Consider the following 17,700-nt stretch of genomic DNA (forward strand, 5'->3'; position numbering starts at 1 on the left):
TTATTCGTGAGGCCGCCGTCTGCCCGTCTGGGAGAATGGCCCCGCCAGCCCTCACTCAATCCGGAGAACCTCCGGGGAACCAAGGACGTGCCGACCGTGTCCCAGAGCAGCACCCCCGAGACCGACTGGGTCTCCCGTTTCGCGGACGATGTCATCGCCGAGTCGGAGCGACGTGCGCCTGGCAAACCGGTCGTCGTCGCCTCCGGCCTGTCCCCCTCCGGTCCGATCCACCTGGGCAACCTCCGCGAGGTCATGACCCCGCACCTGGTCGCCGACGAGATCCGCCGCCGCGGGCACGCGGTCCGCCACCTCATCTCCTGGGACGACTACGACCGGTACCGCAAGGTCCCCAACGGCGTCCCGGGCATCGACGAGTCCTGGGCCGAGCACATCGGCAAGCCCCTGACCTCGGTCCCCGCCCCGGCCGGCTCCTCGTACCCGAACTGGGCCGAGCACTTCAAGGCGCCCATGGTGGCGGCCCTGGCCGAGCTGGGCGTGGAGTTCGACGGCATCAGCCAGACCGAGCAGTACACCGCGGGCACCTACCGCGAGCAGGTCCTGCACGCGATGAAGCACCGCGCCGACATCGACGCCGTGCTGGACCGCTACCGCACGAAGAAGGACCCGGCGGCCGCCAAGAAGTCCCAGAAGCCGGTGGACGAGGCCGAGCTGGAGGCGGCCGAGGGGTCGGGTGCGGCGAGCGAGGACGACGGAACGAGCGGTTCCGCCTACTACCCGTACAAGCCCTACTGCGGGCGGTGCGAGCGCGACCTGACCACCGTCACCTCCTACGACGACGCGTCGACCGAGCTGACGTACACCTGCGTGTGCGGCTTCACCGAGACCGTCTTCCTGAAGGAGTTCAACCGCGGCAAGCTGGTCTGGAAGGTCGACTGGCCGATGCGGTGGGCGTACGAGGGCGTGATCTTCGAGCCCAGCGGCGTCGACCACTCGTCGCCGGGGTCGTCCTTCGTGGTCGGCGGGCAGATCGTGCGCGAGGTCTTCGACGGCGTGCAGCCGATCGGCCCGATGTACGCCTTCGTCGGCATCTCGGGCATGGCCAAGATGTCGTCCTCCAAGGGCGGCGTGCCCACGCCCGGCGACGCGCTGAAGATCATGGAGGCGCCGCTGCTGCGCTGGCTGTACGCGCGCCGCAGGCCGAACCAGTCCTTCAAGATCGCCTTCGACCAGGAGATCCAGCGGCTGTACGACGAGTGGGACAAGCTGTCGCTGAAGGTGGCGGACGGTTCCGTGCTGCCGGCGGACGCGGCCGCGTACTCCCGGGCGGTCGGGACGGCCGCCGGTGAGCTGCCGCGCACGCCGCGCCCGCTGCCGTACCGGACGCTGGCCTCCGTCGCGGACATCACGGCCGGGGCACAGGACCAGACGCTGCGCATCCTGAGCGAGCTGGACCCGTCCGACCCGATCGCCTCGCTGGACGAGGTGCGGCCGCGCCTGGACCGGGCGGAGTCGTGGATCACCGCCTACGTGCCCGCCGACCAGCGGACGCTGGTGCGGGACGAGCCGGACACGGTCGCGCTGGGCGCGCTGGGCGACGCGGACCGGGAGTCGCTGCGGCTGCTGGTCGAGGGCCTGGACTCGCACTGGTCGCTGGACGGGCTGACCACGCTCGTCTACGGCGTGCCGAAGATCCAGGCGGGGCTGGCGGCGGACGCCAAGCCGACGCCGGAGCTGAAGGTGGCGCAGCGGACCTTCTTCGCGCTGCTGTACCAGTTGCTGGTGGGGCGGGACACCGGGCCGCGGCTGCCCACGCTGCTGCTGGCGGTGGGGGCGGAGCGGGTGCGGAAGCTGCTGGGGGCGTAGCTCGCCGGGAGCGGGAGGGGCCGTCCCCCAAGGGGGGCGCCCCGCCCAACGGGGAAGGGCGGGGCGTGTGCTGCATCTTTCGGGGGAGGGCGGGCGCGGGGTTTCCACCCCGGGCAGGATGACGCGGGCCGTCCCCGCCGCCGACGCTGGACCCATGAAGAACGAACTGCTCGCCATCATCGGCTGGGTCGTCGGCATCCAAGGCGCACTCGGCTTCATCGGCCGCACCTGGTTCGACAGGGACTGGGGCCTGCTGCACCTCTGGTTCAACCCGCCCAGCGCCCTCTACCTCGCGATGGCGCTCGTCGGCATCCCCCTCGGCGTCGCCGCCGACCTCGCCCGCAAGAAGCAGAAGGCCGCCCGGTACCGCGCCTAGGGCGTGTGCTCGTCCAGTTCGAGCTGGTACTGCTCCACGTACCGCTTCGCGTACATCTCCAGGTCCTCGACCGGCAGCTCCTGCCCGTACAGGTCGAAGAGGTACGAGCCGAACTGCAGCGGCGTCGGGAACGCCCCGTTCTCGATCGCGCACTTGCGGAAGGCCGCGTAGTACGCGTCGTCGTCCAGGACGAAGTCCTCCTCGGCGCCGGGGCCGTTCGCCGCGAAGTCCGGCCCGAACTCGGCGTCGTAGTCCGGGTCGTACCCGCCGAGCGGCCGGCTGCGGCCCGGTCCGGCGGGCACCGTCACCGGTGTCGCTCCCGCGGGGTCGTACTCACCCGCGTAGTGCTCCTGCTGCGCGGGCACCGGCGCCGCGAACCACGGGCTCGGGTGGGTCGGCGGCTGCTCATCGGGGGCGGGGGAGGCCGGGGCGGTTTCGCCGGCCGGGGCGGTCCGGTCGGCCTGGTCGGCCTGGTCGGTCGGGGCGGCCGGGTCGGGGACGGCCCGGGCGGCGGCCGTCGGGGCGGGACCGGTGCCGGTGGGGTCCTCCCGTACGTCAGTCCCGTCCTTCGTCAGCCGCACCCGGTCCCCCTCGGCTATCGGGCCGGGTTCGCTCCGTGCCTCCCGCGCCGCGGGCAGCGCCGGGGTCTGCGTCTGGGCCGCCGTCTCCGGGGCCGGCGGCAGCAGCACCGGCTCGATGCCCGCCGCGGCCAGGCCCGCCGGGCCCGTGTCCGACAGCGGGACGCCGTACTTCGCCAGGCGCAGCGGCATCAGCGACTCGACCGGCGCCTTGCGCTTCCAGGAGCGCCCGAACCGGGCCTGGAGGCGGGCCTGGTAGATCAGCCGGTCCTGCTCCAGCTTGATGACCTGCTCGTAACTCCGCAGCTCCCACAGCTTCATCCGCCGCCACAGCCGGAACGTCGGCAACGGCGACAGCAGCCAGCGCGTCAGCCGCACGCCCTCCATGTGCTTGTCGGCGGTGATGTCCGCGATCCGGCCCACCGCGTGGCGGGCCGCCTCGACCGACACCACGAACAGCACCGGAATGACCGCGTGCATGCCGACGCCCAGCGGGTCCGGCCACGACGCCGCGCCGTTGAACGCGATCGTCGCCGCCGTCAGCAGCCACGCGGTCTGCCGCAGCAGCGGGAACGGAATCCGCATCCAGGTCAGCAGCAGGTCCAGCGCGAGCAGCACGCAGATGCCCGCGTCGATCCCGATCGGGAAGACCAGGGAGAAGTTCCCGAAGCCCTTCTCCTCGGCGAGCTCGCGCACCGCCGCGTACGAACCGGCGAAACCGATCCCCGCGATGATCACCGCGCCGGCGACCACCACACCGATCAGTATTCGGTGCGTGCGTGTCAGCTGCATCGCCGCCACCTGCGAACCCCTTCCGTGCGTTCCCGCGAGGTCTGTACCTTCCGTGCCTGGCGGCCACAGCCTGGCACACGCCCCCGGGGCACAGCAGCCTCAGGGAGGGGCAAGTACGGGCAAAAGTCGCTTATTCGGGCTCATCTGTAGTCAAGTTGTGGCTGCTGGGCACGGTGTCGGAGACGGGGAACGGCGGCGTCGGCGGCCGTCCGTGCGGGGGCGGCCCTGGTCCCGCCGCGGAGCCGGCGCGGTCCTCCGGCTCCGCGAACCCGTCCGCGTCAACACGCATCTTTGGGTGCAAATCGGTTAAACGTTCGTTCTAAGAGGCGGGCGGCCCCCGCGCCCGTCGGTGAAGGACAAGGAGTCTCCATGCGCATCGCATTCCTCGTGGCCACCGAAGGCATCGAGCAGATCGAGCTGACCGAGCCCTGGGCGGCGGTGGGCGCCGCCGGCGGCACCCCCGTCCTCGTCTCGACCGAGCAGGGCGAGGTGCAGGCCTTCCACCACCTCGACAAGGGCGACACCTTCCCGGTGGACCAGGTGGTCGGGGACGCGAAGGCGGAGGATTTCGACGGACTCGTGCTGCCGGGCGGCGTCGCCAACCCCGACGCGCTGCGGATGGACGAGAAGGCCGTCGCCTTCGTGAAGGCGTTCTTCGACGCGGGCAAGCCGGTCGCCGCCATCTGCCACGCCCCGTGGTCCCTGATCGAGGCCGACGTGCTGCGCGGCCGCACGCTCACCTCCTGGCCCAGCCTGCGCACCGACATCACCAACGCGGGCGGCACCTGGGTGGACGAGCAGGTCAAGGTCTGCACCGGCGGCCCCAACACGCTGATCACCAGCCGCAAGCCGGACGACCTCAAGGCGTTCTGCGAAACCCTGGTCGGCGAGTTCGGCAAGAGCGCCGACGAGGACGGGAAGGGCCGGGCATGAGCGACACGGCACGCGGGGACGACGTCTACCAGCCCGACGGCGGCAACGAGGAGCAGGAGGACGCGGCCCCGCTGGACCTCCAGGACGCGATCGGCGAGCGGACGTACGACGACATGCTCGACGAAGGGTACTCGCCCCCCGAGAAGCCCCTCGGCGTGAACAAGACCGGCACCACCGCCGCCGAGCAGCACGAGGGCGAGTCCCTCGACGAGCGGCTGAGCCAGGAGGTGCCGGACGTGGGCGAGCGCCCGGCCGACGAGGGCCGGGACGGCATCGGCGACCTGCCCGGCGGCGAGGGCGAACCGCTCGACCCGGAGACGGGCGCCGACCGGGCAGGGCGGCTGGTCGCCCCGGACGAAGGGGCCCACCCGGACGTGACCAAGGACCTCGTCGCCTCCGACGCGGGCATCGACGGCGGCGCCGCCGGGGCCGAGGAAGCCGCCGTCCACGTGGTCGACGAGGCGGACCTGCCTCCCGTGGACGCCCCCGCGGATCTCGACGCGGACACCACCGGGGAACCCGGCTCGGAGCGCTGAGCGCCCCGACCGCCCCGCCGGGCGCCCGGTCCCGCACGGCACCGGGCCCTCGGCCTCCCGGCTCAGCGCGCGGCGCTGCGAGCGGACGCGGACCCGGACGCCCTCGGACGGCCCGGACCCCCGGCCGGCGTGAGCGCCCCGGCGGACGGGCCCCCCGCCTCCGCGCGCCGGGCCCCCGCCCTCACCCGGCGGCCCGCGGCCGCGTACCAGGACGCGGCCACCACGACGGCCAGCGCCGCCTCCACCGCGTCGCCCCCGTAGTACATGAGCTGCGCGCCCGCGTGCAGATCGGCCGGGGCGAACGCGGTGCCGGGCGGCGGCGCTGCGTACAGGGTCTTGGCCAGTACGGCGTGCGCGGTGCCCGCCGCCAGCAGCGTCACCCCGCGCAGCACCGGGTGCCACCGGCGGCGCACCGGATCGAGCTGGCAGACGGCCGCCGTGAACAGCACCCCCGCCGCCAGCACGTGGGCGTACAGCAGGGCGTGCAGCCACGGCCGGTGGCTCGCGGCGGCGAACAGCCCCGTGCGGTACAGCAGCCACAGCCCGCCCAGGTCCAGCAGGGCCGCGACCGGCGGGAAGACCGGCACGCCCACGAAACGCGAGTGCAGTACGGACAGCAGCCCCCGGCGCGCCGCGCCGGGCGGCAGGACGCGCAGGGCCAGCGTCAGGGGGCGGGCCAGGACCAGCAGCAGCGGAGCCACCATGCCGACGGCCAGGTGCTGGGCCATGTGCGCGGTGAACGGCCCGCCCGGCGGGCCCCCGGCCGCGGCCCAGGCCACCGCCCCGCTCCCGGCGGCGAACGACGCGTCCCGCACCCGGGGCCAGGCGTCCCCGCGCCGCCGCAGCCGGGCCGACGCCAGCAGGTACGCGAGCACCCCCGCCCCGGCGAGCAGCAGGGCGACCGCCAGTGGGAGCTGCCCGGCGTGGCCGTGCCCGGGGTTCACGACGCCGGTCCGCGCCGGCCCGCCCGTACGGCCAGGGCCGTGCCGGTCAGCAGCAGCACCGCACCGGCGGCGTTCCACGCCCAGTCGTACGGGGTGACGTCGACGCCGTAACGGATCTGGTGCAGGCGCAGCAGCTTGTGGTCCACGATCCCGTCGAAGAGCTGGAAGGCCCCCAGCCCGAGGACGAACCCGGCCAGGCAGGACGCCGGGTGCAGGGCGCGGCGGCGGCGCAGGTCGGCGTACAGGAAGAACCCGGTGACCAGCGCCAGCAGTTCGGCGGTGTGCAGCAGACCGTCGGACAGCAGGCCGACGCCGGGGGTGGAGCGGTCGTAGAAGTGGTGCCAGCCGAGGAGCTGGTGGAAGACGATCTCGTCGACCGCCGCCATCACCCCCGTCCCGATCACCGCCCCCACCAGCAGGGACCTGCGTGCGGGGGATGACGACTGCGGGAGGAACGGGGTGCTCATCGGACTGCCTTCCTGACGGGAACGCGCGGCGCGGACGAAGGACCCCGTCCCGGGACGGGGAGGGCGGACCGGGGGCGCAGGCCCAGGACTCAACACGCCGCTACCGGGTACCCGCCGGGGCATGATCAAGCGTGCACTGTGGCAGGGAATGATCGCCGGAACCGTGGGAGGACTCGCGATGACCCTCGGTGAGAAGGCCGAACAGGCCGTCACCGGCCGGCCCGACTCGTACGTGCCCGCCCGGGTCCTCCAGCGCCTCACCGGCCTGCCCGAACACCCCGGGAAGCAGCCGCTGCCCGTCAACTGGGCCATGCACTTCGGCCAGGCCGCCCTGCTGGGCGTCCTGCGCTCGGTCATGGCCCAGTCGGGCCTGCGCGGCCCCGCGGCCTCCGCGAAGTTCGCCGTGGTGCGCCTGACCAACGACCAGATCCTGGAGAACGCGACCGGTGTGGGCGCCCCGCCGACCACCTGGCCCCGCCGGGAACTCGCCGTCGACCTGCTGCACAAGAGCGTCTACGCCTTCGTGACCGGCGTCGTCGCCGACGCCCTCGCCGCACGCGGCGGCCCCGGCCCCGGGCAGCGCCACGCCGCGCTGCGCCCCGGCCGCCACAGCGGCGTGGGGCCTCTGCCGCGCGAGGAGGCCCACGGGCGGAAGGCCGCCGGATGACCGCACTGGAGCGCGCCGCCTTCCGTACGGCGCGGACCGTCGCCCGCCGCCGGGGCCTCAGGCCCGCCCTGCACCCCAGCGGGGTGCTGCTCTCGGGCCGCGTCGCGGTTTCCGGCCGCGGTCCCTCCTGGGGCGTGCCGTGGCTGGACGCGCCGGGCTCCTACGAGGTGACCGCGCGCTGGTCCCGGGCGGCCGGGCTGCCGCGCCCGCTGCCGGACGGAACGGGGCTCGCGCTGCGCGTGCGGGACGCCGGCGGGCCGGGCCGCCCGCTGGACCTGCTGCTCACCGGCAGCGGCCGGGGCCGGTGGACGCGCCACGTGCCCCTGCCCCGCACGTCGGCCACGGCGGGCCCGTACAGCACGCTGCTGTCGTACGAGCTCGGCGGGCAGCGTGGGGTCGTGGCCGCGTTCCCGGCGCCCGGAGCGCCGCCGGTGCCCGCCGAGCCCGGCGCGGTGGCCGACGTCCTCGCCCGGCGGACCGTCGAGTTCGTGCTCTGCTTCGGGGCGGGCACGGCCTGGCGCCCGCTGGCCCGGCTGACCCTGGACGGGACCGCCCCCGACGACCGGCCGCAGGACCAGGCGTACGACCCGTACCTGAACGCGCTGCCCGGCTTCGGCCCGGGGGAGCGCCTGCGGGCGCTGCGCACCGCCGCCTACGCCGGATCGAGAGCGGGCCGGGGCGCACAGCCCCCGGCCTGAGCTGCGGGAAGGGGCGCTCAGGCGGGGGCGTCCCGGGCGCTACTCGGTGTTCTTCTGCAGCAGGCAGTCGTAGCCGAGCTGCAAGGTGTCGGCCACCGCCAGCGCGGTCAGGGACGCCGTCACGGTCCGCGTGGCCCGCGGCCACAGCGACTGGGCGCCGGTGAAGGTGGTCGTCACCCAGACGCCGAGGCAGAACGGGCACGTGATCAGCTCGCCCACCGTCGACCTGACGGAGCCGCCGCGCGGGCTCTCGTTCACCTCGGCGGGACCCGTCGCCTCCTCGAAACGCGTGAACGGCGCCCGCAGCGGGCTCGTGACGGTCCCCTTGCCGATCAGCCGGCTCAGCCGGAACGCGGCGGCCCCCGTCAGCAGTACGTCCCAGGGCCCGGGGCGGCCGGCGGGCTTCACCCCGCGCAGGTGGGCCGCCACGCCCCAGGCGGCCGCGTACGCGCCGAAGGCGACGACGGCGCCGAGGTGTCCGCCCAGCGCGCGGTCCTCGTGCGGCGAGTAGGCCCTGCTCACCCGGCGCAGGGCCGCGCCGACGCGGCGCGTGGGGGACGAGGGGCGGTGCGGGTCGTGCCGCGCGGACGCATCGTGGTGACGCGGGTCGTGCTGAGCGGGCGAGGGCATCGCGGAGATCTCCATCGAGGGTGTCGGAGTTTCGTCGTGCGAGGGGGGCCGACGTCCCGGCGTCACAGGCCGGGGGGTTTGAGTTCGGGCGGGTCGTGGGCGGGCCGGCCGGTGACTCTCACGATGAGGTCGGCGCACAGGTCCCGGAGCTTGACGTTGCGGTTCTGGGAGGCGGAGCGCAGGATCGCGAAGGCCTCGGCGCTGGTGCAGCGCTGCTGGGCCATGAGGATGCCGATCGCCTGGTCGATGACGGCGCGGTGCTGGACGGCCTTGCGCAGGTCGTCGGCGAACTGCTGGGAACGGGCCGTCCGCCGGGCCAGGGCGATGGCTCCGGTGGCCTGCCCGGCGAGTTCCCGCAGGGCGGTCAGGTCGGCCGTGTCGAAGCCGTCGGCCTCGGGCGAGTACAGGTTCAGCGCCCCGGCGGTGTCGCTGTGCGGGGCGACGGGGAAGGACGCGGAGGACCGGGTGCCCGCGGCGACCGCGTGGGCGGGGTACGTGCCCCAGCGGGTCTCCTCCAGCGTGTCGCGTACGTGCACCTCCTCGCCCGAGCGCAGGGCCTGCAGGCAGGGCCCGGTGTCCAGGCCGTACTGCTTCTCGTCGAGGGCGCAGGCGCTGGTGCCCGCGCTGGTCACGGTCAGCGGGTGGCCGTGCCGCTCCAGGGTGATTCCGCAGCCGTCGGCGGCCGGGGCGTGCCGCAGCGCCGCCTCCGCCAGTCCGTGCAGCAGCCCCTCCAACGTGTCGGTGGCCAGCAGCAGGTCGACCACGGTGGGTTCGGGCAGGGGCTCGGGGTACGAGGGGCTCATCGGAATCCGTTCCGCGGGGTCCGTGGCACGTGCGGTGGGGCGGGAGGCGAGCGGACCGCGTCGGCGGGACGAGTCTCCCGCTCGCGCGCCGTCAAACCCCTCGCTGCCCCGCGCGCCTCCTGCGGAACTGTGTTCCCCTCCCGGACCGGCCGTCATGGGCGGGCCCTGCGCCTGTCCCGCGCAGGAGGAACCCGCTCGCTGGGGCGTTCGCCGTACGCGAGCCGGGCCGCCGTGCGGGTGTCCGGGTGGGGGATGAGCATGGGCCTTGGCCTTTCCGTGCCGAGCCGCCCCTCGCGGTGCGCGCGAGGGGCGGCGGGAAGGGACCGTGACCGGCGGGCATCGGGGACCGTGGCTCCTGGCCGAACCCGGCTCCTCCCAGTCTCCGGCCCGTGCTCGCGGGGTGCCACTCGGCGCGCGGACGACGGTGGACGGACCGCCGTCCGGCACGCCGGAAACCCGGGCTCACGCGGTCGCGCGCACCGGCGCATTCGGCGCCGGGGGGCGAGCGGGCACGGAGCGCCCGTATTCAGTACCGGTGTGACACCCGCCGCGGAACATATTCATTTGACGCACCGTCAGGAATGGGGCGGGTCCGCTCGGGACGGCACGTCCTGGCCGCCACCGTCCTTCTCGTTCTCGTTCTCGTCGCGGAGCACGCCCGGCACGGCCGGAGCGGTCCCGCCGACGGCAAGGGCTCGGGAGGGGCCTCCCCGCCCGGGCCCTACTTGTTCGCCGCGGCGACCGACGCCACGACCTCCTTCGTCGCCGTCTGCGCGCCCTTCAGCAGGTCCGCCGGGTCCGGCGCCTTCGTGCCGGCGTAACCCGCGCCGTTGTAGTCCAGCGTCACGACCACGTTGCCGGTGCGGGCGACCACCACCGCGTGGTTGAAGTCCGTGCCGGCCTCGCGCGCGCCGTAACCGATCGTCGAGGCCTGGTCACCGATGCCCTCGGCCGGATTGGCGCGCACGTCCTTCACGCCCTCCTTGCCCTGCACCTTGTTGACCTGCTTGGTCACGTACTCGGTGGCACGCTTCTCACCGCTGCCCAGCGCCTGGTTCGACTCGAAGAGCTGGAGCGAGTACGTCAGGTAGTGGTACTGCGAACCCTTGACGCCCTTGTCGTCCAGACCGCCCCACGAGCAGCCCCGCCGCGACTGCGGGTCCGAGGACTCGTCGGCCGTGCCCTCCGCCTTGTCGGCCTTCGGCACCAGGTCCTCGACCGTGTCCTTCTTGAGCGCCTTGCACGCGTCCGGCAGCGCCGCGAACTTCGCCGCGGCCACGGTCGGCGGCGCCGACGGCTTCTTCTGCTGCTGCTGCGCGCCCGCGTCCTTCTTCCCGCCGTCCGAACCGGAACCAGAACCGGAGTCCGACGAACAGCCGGCCACGACGAGCAGTGCCGGGACGGCCACCGCGCAGGTCAGTATGCGGGCGATACGGGGAGCTTTTCGGTACATGGTTCGTGGAGTTCCTTAACTTCGGATCGCTGCGGGTTCCGATTGCTGTGACTGATGTGTTCTCTGTGAGGGACCGCTGTTCGTTTATTCGCCGCTGTCGGAGAACTGCTCGGCGAGCTTACGGGCCATGGCCTGCGCCCGGTCCTGGAGCGCCCGGCCGTCCGGAAGCTGGTCGGGCCGGCCCGGCTGCTCGCCGTACGTGACGCTCACGAGCACGTTGGACGTACGGAAGACGATCGAGACCGTACGGTCCTTGGCCGCCGTCGACCCGCCCGGCGCGCGCACGTCGTCGAGGAAGGCGGCGTCCCCGAGCCCTTCGAGGGTACGTGGCTGGAGGGACGCCGCATCGGGAGCGCCCGGCGAACCGGAGGCCCCGGCGGAATCCGCGGGCGGCGTCACCGGCGCCGTCGGCGAGGCCGGCGGGGCGCTCGACGCGGGCGGCGGGTCCACCGGCGCGGGGAGATCGGCGGCCGTCAACTGCTCGCGGTACACGGCCTGGGCGCGGTCGTCGTCGCTCACCGCGGCGTCGTAGGACACCACCCGCTCGAAGTCCACCGTCAGCAGGTGGGTGGCCTCCGGCGACTCCGCCTTCCAGCGGCAGCCGACCCTGCGGTCCGTGTCGTACGTCACCGCCGGCTCGCCCGCGAACAGCTTCCGCTGCTGCTCCTCGGGCAGCTTCTCCGCGCCGGGCAGCATCGCCCTCAGTACGCCCTGGTCGACGATCCGGCAGGGCTCGGGGAGCGTGCGGTACTTGCCGGGGGGTGCGGCCGGGGCGGCGGACTCGCCGGACTTGGCGTCACCCGCGGTGTCCGTCCCCGGGTCGGCGCCGGAACATCCGCTGATCCCGGCGGCCAGGGCCGCGAGGAGCGCGATGCCGGGCACGGAGACCTTCGCGCGAGCCCTGCCGGCGGCCCTGCCGCCCGCCGTGACGCCCGCTTGCCCGCCCGCCTGTCGTGGCACAGTCCAGGCCCCCTTCGAAGGAAAAGTGTTTGCCGCCCTGCGGTGGCCGATGACCACAATGTGTATCGCACGCACTGGTGTGGACGCCGGTCCGCTGTCCCGTTCGCGGCCGTTCCCACCCTTTTTTGCGCTCTGCATACCTTTCTTGTCGTTTCGGGGGATCGGGACTCATGTCATACGTGGAAGTACCGGGGGCGAAGGTCCCGATCCGGATGTGACGGATCCGCCGACGGTCGAGGACGGCGGCCCCCACAGAGGGCTGAACGGGCACGGGCCCCGGGGCGTTGCCGGGGCCCAACCCGTCAGCGGCCGGGAGGGGCTTCGCTGGGAGCTGCCACTTGGCCGGTGCGCAGGCGCCAGAGCCGAAGAGCGCAGCTGTTCTCCGTGCGGTTCAGTTCGGCGGCGGCCGCCTCCGCGTTCCCGATCTGCAGCAGCGCTGTGTCTTCCCAGGGCTTCCAGGCGCGTCGACCGACTACCCGCTTCATGTCCGCCGGACGTTCCCATGTCGCGAGCGCTGATGCAGCCAGTTGTTTGCGCTTGAGGGAAAGGCAGTCCGGGTAGTACAGGTCGGCCGCCAACTGCATCGCTGCTTCCTTCTGGAACATCACGTTGTAGATGTTGTCGCGCTTGTTGCGACCGATGTAGCGCTGCACGCCGGTGACCTTCCTTCCGTACACGCAGAAGTAGGCACCGATTGCTGTGCTGGCTGTTGTCAACGAGATGAACGGAAGCCCCGCTGACGTGAATCCCACGGAGCCGTCCGCGTCGATTACGCCGCGCAGGTAGTCGCGGCGCGAGAACTCGACCCTGGGTGGCGTGATCTTTCGGGACTTCCTGCCGTACGGGATGCCGAGTTCGTTGAGGCGGGTGCGGGCTTCGAGAGCGCACAGGGTCCAGGTTGCGGAATGGTGGGACGCGGAGAAGTTCGTGGTCCGGGTGCGCTCGGTGATGCTGCTGTTGTACGGGGTCAGGCGTTGGAACTCGCGCAGGACGGCGATGTCCCGGACGTTGATTTCTACGGTCAGCCTGCCCTTCAGGCCGGGGCCTGCGGCGAGGTGCCCGTCCGCCTGGAGGAAGCCGAACATGTAGGCGTAGTCGGGGTCCTCCAGGTCCATGAAGGACACCTGTGACTCGGGAGTCAGGGCGCTGAGGTCGAAGAGCGCGGGAGGGTTAGGGTCGTGTTCAGCCATGGGGAAGTCGCACCTTCCGTGTGGTGAGGTCCTCGTCCGGGATTGCCGTCCTGGGCGGGGGCCGTTCTGTTTGGGCTTGCGTGGCGAGCCTAGGCAGAGGGTTCGGCGGCCGTGTGGGAGATCGGAAGGGTTCACCCGTACGAGCGTGGGGCGGGGGTTCTGGCTATGGTGCCGGGGTTCGTCCGTACCGCCGTAGCCGCACCCGTGGAGTTCCGCACATGTCCGAGATGACGTCCGACCTGCGTTCCGATTGCGGGAGCTGCTTCGGGTTGTGCTGTGTGGCGTTGACGTTGACGAAGTCGTCGGACTTCGCGATCGACAAGCCCGCCGGGAAGCCGTGCCCGAATCTCGGGGAGGACTTCGGGTGCGGAATCCACGCGAAGCTGCGGGGTGAGGGGTTCCCCGGGTGCACGGTCTACGACTGTTTCGGCGCGGGCCAGAAGCTGTCGCAGGTCACCTTCGACGGGGTGGGGTGGCGGGAGGAGCCCGGGAGCGCGGAGCTGATGTTTCCGCTGCTGCCGGTGATGAAGCAGTTGCACGAGCTGCTCTGGTACGTGGGGGACGGGCTGCGGCGGGACGCGGCGCGGCCGGTGTGGGGGGAGCTGCGGGCCTTGCGGGAGGAGACCGAGGCGCTGACGCGGGGGAGCGCGGAGGAACTGGTCGCGCTCGACGCGGAGGGGCATCGGCTGAAGGTGAACGCGGTGCTGGTGCAGGTGAGTGAGCTGGTGCGGGGGGAGTGGGCGGGGCGGGTGCCGCCGGCGAGGAAGAAGGGGAAGAAGCGGCGGGTGGATTTCCGGGGGGCGGACCTGATGGGGGCGCGCCGGGCCGGGGCGGATCTGCGGGGGATGAACTTCCGGGGGGCGTATCTGATCGCGGCCGATCTGAGCGGGGCGGATCTGCGGGGGGCGGACGTGATCGGGGCGGACTTCCGGGACGCGGATGTGCGGGGGGCGGATCTGAGCGAGGCGCTCTTCTTGACGCAGACGCAGGTGAATGCGGGGAGGGGGGACGGGGGGACGGGGCTGCCGGGGGCGCTGCGGAGGCCGGAGCACTGGGGGTAGGCGGTGGCTTGCGGGGGGCCTCTCCCAGGGGCCCCTTCAGGGGCGCGGGGAACTGCGCGACCAGCCACGACGCTCCTGCACGGAACCGTGCGCCTGGCCGCGCGGCGAGCGCTTTAGGGAAAGGGGCGGGTCCGGGGCCTCTCCTGCGTGAGCAGAACGGGGCTGCCTGGCCCGGTACCGGGGCTGAGCTCTCGGCCTCGCCGAAGGAGCGTGCCCGGTACAGGCGCTGACGCGAGGGGCGGCACCCGGGTGGGCCGGGAGCGGGAGGGGCCGCCCCCTTGCCCGCCCGTTCCGCCCCCTTGGGGCGGCCCCGTCGCCCAAGGGAGCGGGGGTGCAGGGCGGCTGCGAAAGCCCAAGGGAGCGGGGTGGCAGGGCGGCCCCGACGGCCAAGGGGGCGGAGGGGGCAGGGCGACCACGTTGCCCGAGGGGGATCAGAGGGTGCGGTGGATTTTTGTGTTGGAGGCCTGGGCCCGGGGACGCACCACCAGCAGGTCGATGTTGACGTGGCTCGGGCGGGACACCGCCCACGCGATGGTCTCGGCGACATCGGACGCCGTGAGCGGATCCGCCACCCCCGCGTAGACCTTCGCCGCCCGCTCCGCGTCCCCCTCGAAACGCGTCAGCGCGAACTCCTCCGTCTTGACCATCCCGGGAGCGATCTCGACGACCCGGACCGGCGTGCCGACGATCTCCAGGCGCAGCGTCTCCGCCAGGACGTGCGCGCCGTGCTTGGCGGCCACGTAACCGCCGCCGCCTTCGTACGTCCCGTGGCCCGCCGTCGAGGAGAGGATCACGACCGTGCCGTCGCCGGACGCGGTCAGGGCGGGCAGCAGGGCCTGCGTGAGGTTGAGGGTGCCGAGGACGTTCGTCTCGTACATCTGGCGCCAGTCGGCCGGGTCCGAGGTGGCGACCGGGTCCGCGCCGAGTGCGCCGCCCGCGTTGTTGACGAGTACGGCGATCGTCCTGAAGGCGGTGGCGAACTCGTCCACGGCCGCGCGGTCGGTGACGTCCAGGGCGTACGGCATCGCCTGGTGGCCGGCTGCGGTGAGCTCCTCCGCGAGGGCCTCGATGCGGTCCTTGCGGCGGGCCGTGAGGACCACCCGGTAGCCGGCCTCGGCCAGTTGCCGGGCCGTGGCCGCGCCGATTCCGCTGCTCGCTCCGGTGACGACGGCGATGGGGGCGCTGGGCATGCGGGGACTCCTCGGGCGTACGGACGGGTGGGTACGCGTACGAGGATAGGCCGGGTCAGCGGCCCCTCGGGGCGTACATGATCAAGGCCATGCCCAGCAGGCAGACCAGCGCGCCGACCACGTCCCAGCGGTCGGGGCGGTAGCCGTCGGCGACCATGCCCCAGGCGATCGACCCGGCGACGAAGACGCCGCCGTACGCGGCGAGGATGCGGCCGAAGTCGCCGTCGGACTGGAGGGTCGCGACGAAGCCGTACAGGCCGAGGGCCACGACGCCCGCGCCGATCCAGATCCAGCCCCTGTGCTCGCGGACGCCCTGCCAGACCAGCCAGGCGCCTCCGATCTCGAAGAGCGCGGCGACGGCGAAGAGTGCTGCTGAGCGGGCGACGAGCATGGTCATAAGGGTGGCATGGGCGCGGGGCGGGAGCGGTTCCCGGGAGGAGGGGGTACGTAGGGGGCCATGACAACTGTGTGGCGCAAGGTACTGGTGTGGGGGCTGGCGGGGCTCGGGGTGCTGACGGGCAGCGGGGTGACCGCCGCGCACGCGAGGGAACCTGCCCCCGCGCAGGCCACGGGCGCAAGCGACCCGGCCCACGGCCGACCCGCCCGCGCGGGCGACCCGGCACCTCAGCACCCCGCCGACGCCGACGGCAGTGCCGATGCCGACGCCGACGAGGTGGACCTCGCGCATCACGGGCGGGTCGTGTACCAGCGCGGGCAGCTCACCGTGCACCTGCGGACGTGGAACCACGGCCCGTCGAGCCTCGACTCGGCAACCGTCCGGCTGTCCTTCTCGGCGCCGGTCACCGGGAAGCTCCCCGGCACCTGCGCGCGGCAGGCCCCCGCGGTGCTGCACTGCGAGACCGGGGCCCTGCGCGCGGGCGCGGCCGCCTCCCGGGGCCTGGACCTGGCCCTGCGCGTGCCGGGGGCGCCGGACGAGGTCTGGGTCGACGTCCGGACGACCCGGCTGGGGCAGTCCGCCGCTCCCACGACACGGGACCTGAACCCGGCGAACGACCACCAGCGCGTGCTGGCCCTGGCCACGGGCGACCCGTACTACTTCTGAGGGGAGTCCGGGCGGGAGTTCCCACCGGAGGCCCGGCGTTCGGCCGCCGCCCGCCGCCGCTGCCGTGCGCTCGGCTCGTACGCCGCCCACGCCGCGTATCCGTCCGGGCGCACCAGCAGGGACGAGCCCCGGGCCCAGTGCGCGCGGACCGTGTGCGGGGGCACCGCGAGCGGAAGGGGACCGTCCGCGGAGGCGACCAGGACGTGTTCGCCCTTGCGCAGGAGTTCGTACAGGCGGCCCTCGACCAGGGTCAGGTCGGGGACCCGGCGGCCGACGAGGGGGTGTTCGCCGCGGCCCGAGCCGTACGAGATGCCGATGCCCGAGATGAGCCGCATCGCCCGGCCGGCCAGGGGCGGCACGCTTCCCGCGAGCCGGGTGGCGAGGGTCCGGCCCGCCCGGCTCAGCGGGTTGCCGGACAGGGCGACCCGCACCATGGCCCCGCTGACCCGCAGCACCATGGCCCCCACCGGGTGGCGTTCCTCGTGGTAGGTGTCGAGGAGCTCGTCCTCGGCCCGGCCGCGCAGCACCGCCGCCAGCTTCCAGGAGAGGTTCGCGGCGTCCTGGATGCCGGTGTTCATGCCCATGCCGCCCGCCGGGGAGTGCACGTGCGCGGCGTCGCCGACGAGGAAGACCCGGCCCACCCGGTAGGAGGGGACCTGGCGTTCGTCGCTGTGGAAACGGGTGAGGAAGCGGGGGTCGTGCAGGCCGTGGTCGACGCCGAGGGCGGTGCGGGCGATCTCCTGGATCTCGGAGAGCTCCACCGGGCTCGACGGGTCCGCCGGCTCCGTCCGCGCCGCCTCCCGGCTGCGGGACCAGCCCATCACCCGGTGGTAGCCGTCCCCGAACGGCACCATGAAGGCGAACGCGTCGCCCTTGCCGCCCACGGTCAGGACCGCCTCGGGCTCCTCGTCGAGGCGCACGTCGGCGAGGATCATCGAGGCGATGACCGACTCGCCGGGGAAGGGCAGGCCCAGCGATTCCCGTACCCGGCTGCGCACGCCGTCCGCCCCCACCAGGTAGGGCGCGGTGAGGTCGGAGACAGCGCCCTCGGCGGTGCACAGACGGGCGGTGACGCCGGTGGTGTGCGTCTCGACGGCGGTCAGTTCGGTGTCGTAGCGGAAGTCGACCCCGGCGGCCAGCGCCCGCCGTTCCAGGACGCGTTCCACCTCGTACTGCGGAGTGATCTGCACGAAGGGGAAGCGCGAGCGGAGACGCGAGAGGTCCAGGGCCCGGGAGCCGAAGAGGTTGAACTCGGTGACCTGGCGGCCGGTCTTCAGGAGGTCGTCGGCCAGTCCCCGCGCGTCGAGGACTTCGAGCGTGCGCGCGTGCACGGCGAAGGCGCGGGTGAGGTTCCCGGCGGTGTGCGCGCGGCGTTCGACCAGGGTGACCTTCAGGTTCGCGGCGGCGAGGTCGCCCGCGAGCAGGAGGCCGGCGGGGCCCGCGCCGACGACGATCACGTCGGGGGCCGCGTGGCGGGCGGCCGGGCCGGGGGCGGAGGGAACGGGGTCCGGAGCGTCCTTGGGGGTCGGCATGTC

The 17,700-nt window shown here is 73.4% G+C and carries 19 protein-coding genes; 8 read left to right on the forward strand and 11 right to left on the reverse strand.

All coding sequences use genetic code 11. The annotated features are described in order from the left end of the window. Positions 1-87: 87 nt before the first annotated feature. Positions 88-1,824, forward strand: a complete 1,737-nt coding sequence (gene lysS / locus ACZ56L_RS29155; RefSeq protein ID WP_471067336.1) for a lysine--tRNA ligase — start codon at positions 88-90, stop codon at positions 1,822-1,824. Between the two features lie 154 nt (positions 1,825-1,978). After that, a complete protein-coding gene (locus ACZ56L_RS29160) occupies positions 1,979-2,200 on the forward strand; it encodes a hypothetical protein (RefSeq protein WP_471067338.1) in 222 nt (73 codons plus the stop codon). Here the strand turns inward: ACZ56L_RS29160 and ACZ56L_RS29165 are convergent. Next, positions 2,197-3,579: a DUF2637 domain-containing protein gene (locus ACZ56L_RS29165; protein WP_471067340.1), complete on the reverse strand. Its 1,383-nt coding sequence runs from the start codon at positions 3,577-3,579 to the stop codon at positions 2,197-2,199. The two genes, ACZ56L_RS29160 and ACZ56L_RS29165, sit on opposite strands and share 4 nt — an antisense overlap. A 360-nt stretch (positions 3,580-3,939) precedes the next feature. Between ACZ56L_RS29165 and ACZ56L_RS29170 the strand changes: the two genes are divergently transcribed. Both ACZ56L_RS29170 and ACZ56L_RS29175 read left to right on the forward strand, forming a co-directional pair. Next, positions 3,940-4,503: a type 1 glutamine amidotransferase domain-containing protein gene (locus tag ACZ56L_RS29170; protein ID WP_468686321.1), complete on the forward strand. Its 564-nt coding sequence runs from the start codon at positions 3,940-3,942 to the stop codon at positions 4,501-4,503. After that, positions 4,500-5,039 (forward strand): DUF5709 domain-containing protein, encoded by a 540-nt coding sequence (locus tag ACZ56L_RS29175; RefSeq protein ID WP_471067342.1) that lies wholly within the window; start codon positions 4,500-4,502, stop codon positions 5,037-5,039. Before ACZ56L_RS29170 ends, ACZ56L_RS29175 begins: the two co-directional genes overlap by 4 nt. 62 nt (positions 5,040-5,101) lie before the next feature. On the opposite strand, the gene ACZ56L_RS29180 is transcribed toward ACZ56L_RS29175, so the two are convergent. Then, positions 5,102-5,983: a cytochrome c oxidase assembly protein gene (locus ACZ56L_RS29180; RefSeq protein ID WP_471067344.1), complete on the reverse strand. Its 882-nt coding sequence runs from the start codon at positions 5,981-5,983 to the stop codon at positions 5,102-5,104. Next, positions 5,980-6,450: a DUF2243 domain-containing protein gene (locus ACZ56L_RS29185; protein ID WP_468686324.1), complete on the reverse strand. Its 471-nt coding sequence runs from the start codon at positions 6,448-6,450 to the stop codon at positions 5,980-5,982. The genes ACZ56L_RS29180 and ACZ56L_RS29185 overlap by 4 nt, the downstream gene beginning before the upstream one ends. Before the next feature lie 121 nt (positions 6,451-6,571). On the opposite strand from ACZ56L_RS29185, the gene ACZ56L_RS29190 reads away from it, so the two are divergent. Both ACZ56L_RS29190 and ACZ56L_RS29195 read left to right on the forward strand, forming a co-directional pair. Then, positions 6,572-7,117, forward strand: coding sequence for a hypothetical protein (locus tag ACZ56L_RS29190; protein WP_468686325.1), 546 nt, complete (start codon positions 6,572-6,574; stop codon positions 7,115-7,117). Beyond that, a complete protein-coding gene (locus ACZ56L_RS29195; RefSeq protein WP_471067347.1) occupies positions 7,114-7,815 on the forward strand; it encodes a phosphodiesterase in 702 nt (233 codons plus the stop codon). The genes ACZ56L_RS29190 and ACZ56L_RS29195 overlap by 4 nt, the downstream gene beginning before the upstream one ends. Before the next feature lie 39 nt (positions 7,816-7,854). Here ACZ56L_RS29195 and ACZ56L_RS29200 read toward each other — a convergent pair whose 3' ends face one another. The 5 genes from ACZ56L_RS29200 to ACZ56L_RS29220 form a co-directional block, all read right to left on the reverse strand. Next, positions 7,855-8,445 carry a DUF1360 domain-containing protein gene (locus tag ACZ56L_RS29200; RefSeq protein WP_468686327.1) on the reverse strand — a complete coding sequence of 197 codons (591 nt, stop codon included), beginning with the start codon at positions 8,443-8,445 and terminating at the stop codon, positions 7,855-7,857. 62 nt (positions 8,446-8,507) lie between these two features. After that, positions 8,508-9,248: a GAF and ANTAR domain-containing protein gene (locus ACZ56L_RS29205; protein WP_471067349.1), complete on the reverse strand. Its 741-nt coding sequence runs from the start codon at positions 9,246-9,248 to the stop codon at positions 8,508-8,510. 721 nt (positions 9,249-9,969) lie between these two features. After that, positions 9,970-10,701, reverse strand: coding sequence for a DUF3558 family protein (locus ACZ56L_RS29210; protein ID WP_345229076.1), 732 nt, complete (start codon positions 10,699-10,701; stop codon positions 9,970-9,972). Positions 10,702-10,785: 84 nt separating this feature from the next. Further along, the gene (locus tag ACZ56L_RS29215) at positions 10,786-11,661 is read right to left on the reverse strand and encodes a DUF3558 domain-containing protein (RefSeq protein WP_471067352.1); all 876 of its coding nucleotides are present in this window, start codon (positions 11,659-11,661) and stop codon (positions 10,786-10,788) included. Positions 11,662-11,963: 302 nt separating this feature from the next. Further along, a complete protein-coding gene (locus ACZ56L_RS29220; protein WP_345229074.1) occupies positions 11,964-12,851 on the reverse strand; it encodes a hypothetical protein in 888 nt (295 codons plus the stop codon). 218 nt (positions 12,852-13,069) lie between these two features. Between ACZ56L_RS29220 and ACZ56L_RS29225 the strand changes: the two genes are divergently transcribed. Further along, positions 13,070-13,912 carry a pentapeptide repeat-containing protein gene (locus ACZ56L_RS29225; protein WP_401756947.1) on the forward strand — a complete coding sequence of 281 codons (843 nt, stop codon included), beginning with the start codon at positions 13,070-13,072 and terminating at the stop codon, positions 13,910-13,912. A gap of 431 nt (positions 13,913-14,343) precedes the next feature. Here the strand turns inward: ACZ56L_RS29225 and ACZ56L_RS29230 are convergent, their stop codons facing one another. Together ACZ56L_RS29230 and ACZ56L_RS29235 are read right to left on the reverse strand one after the other, a co-directional pair. Continuing rightward, complete coding sequence (locus ACZ56L_RS29230) at positions 14,344-15,102, reverse strand: SDR family NAD(P)-dependent oxidoreductase (RefSeq protein WP_471067354.1); 759 nt, start codon at positions 15,100-15,102, stop codon at positions 14,344-14,346. 55 nt (positions 15,103-15,157) lie between these two features. Further along, a complete protein-coding gene (locus tag ACZ56L_RS29235; protein WP_345229071.1) occupies positions 15,158-15,493 on the reverse strand; it encodes a YnfA family protein in 336 nt (111 codons plus the stop codon). Positions 15,494-15,559: 66 nt separating this feature from the next. On the opposite strand from ACZ56L_RS29235, the gene ACZ56L_RS29240 reads away from it, so the two are divergent. Continuing rightward, a complete protein-coding gene (locus ACZ56L_RS29240; protein ID WP_471067356.1) occupies positions 15,560-16,165 on the forward strand; it encodes a hypothetical protein in 606 nt (201 codons plus the stop codon). Here ACZ56L_RS29240 and ACZ56L_RS29245 read toward each other — a convergent pair. Beyond that, positions 16,156-17,697, reverse strand: a complete 1,542-nt coding sequence (locus ACZ56L_RS29245) for an FAD-dependent monooxygenase (protein ID WP_471067358.1) — start codon at positions 17,695-17,697, stop codon at positions 16,156-16,158. The genes ACZ56L_RS29240 and ACZ56L_RS29245 overlap by 10 nt on opposite strands. Between the last annotated feature and the right edge of the window lie 3 nt (positions 17,698-17,700).

Source organism: Streptomyces sp. NPDC039736 (genome assembly GCF_055596485.1).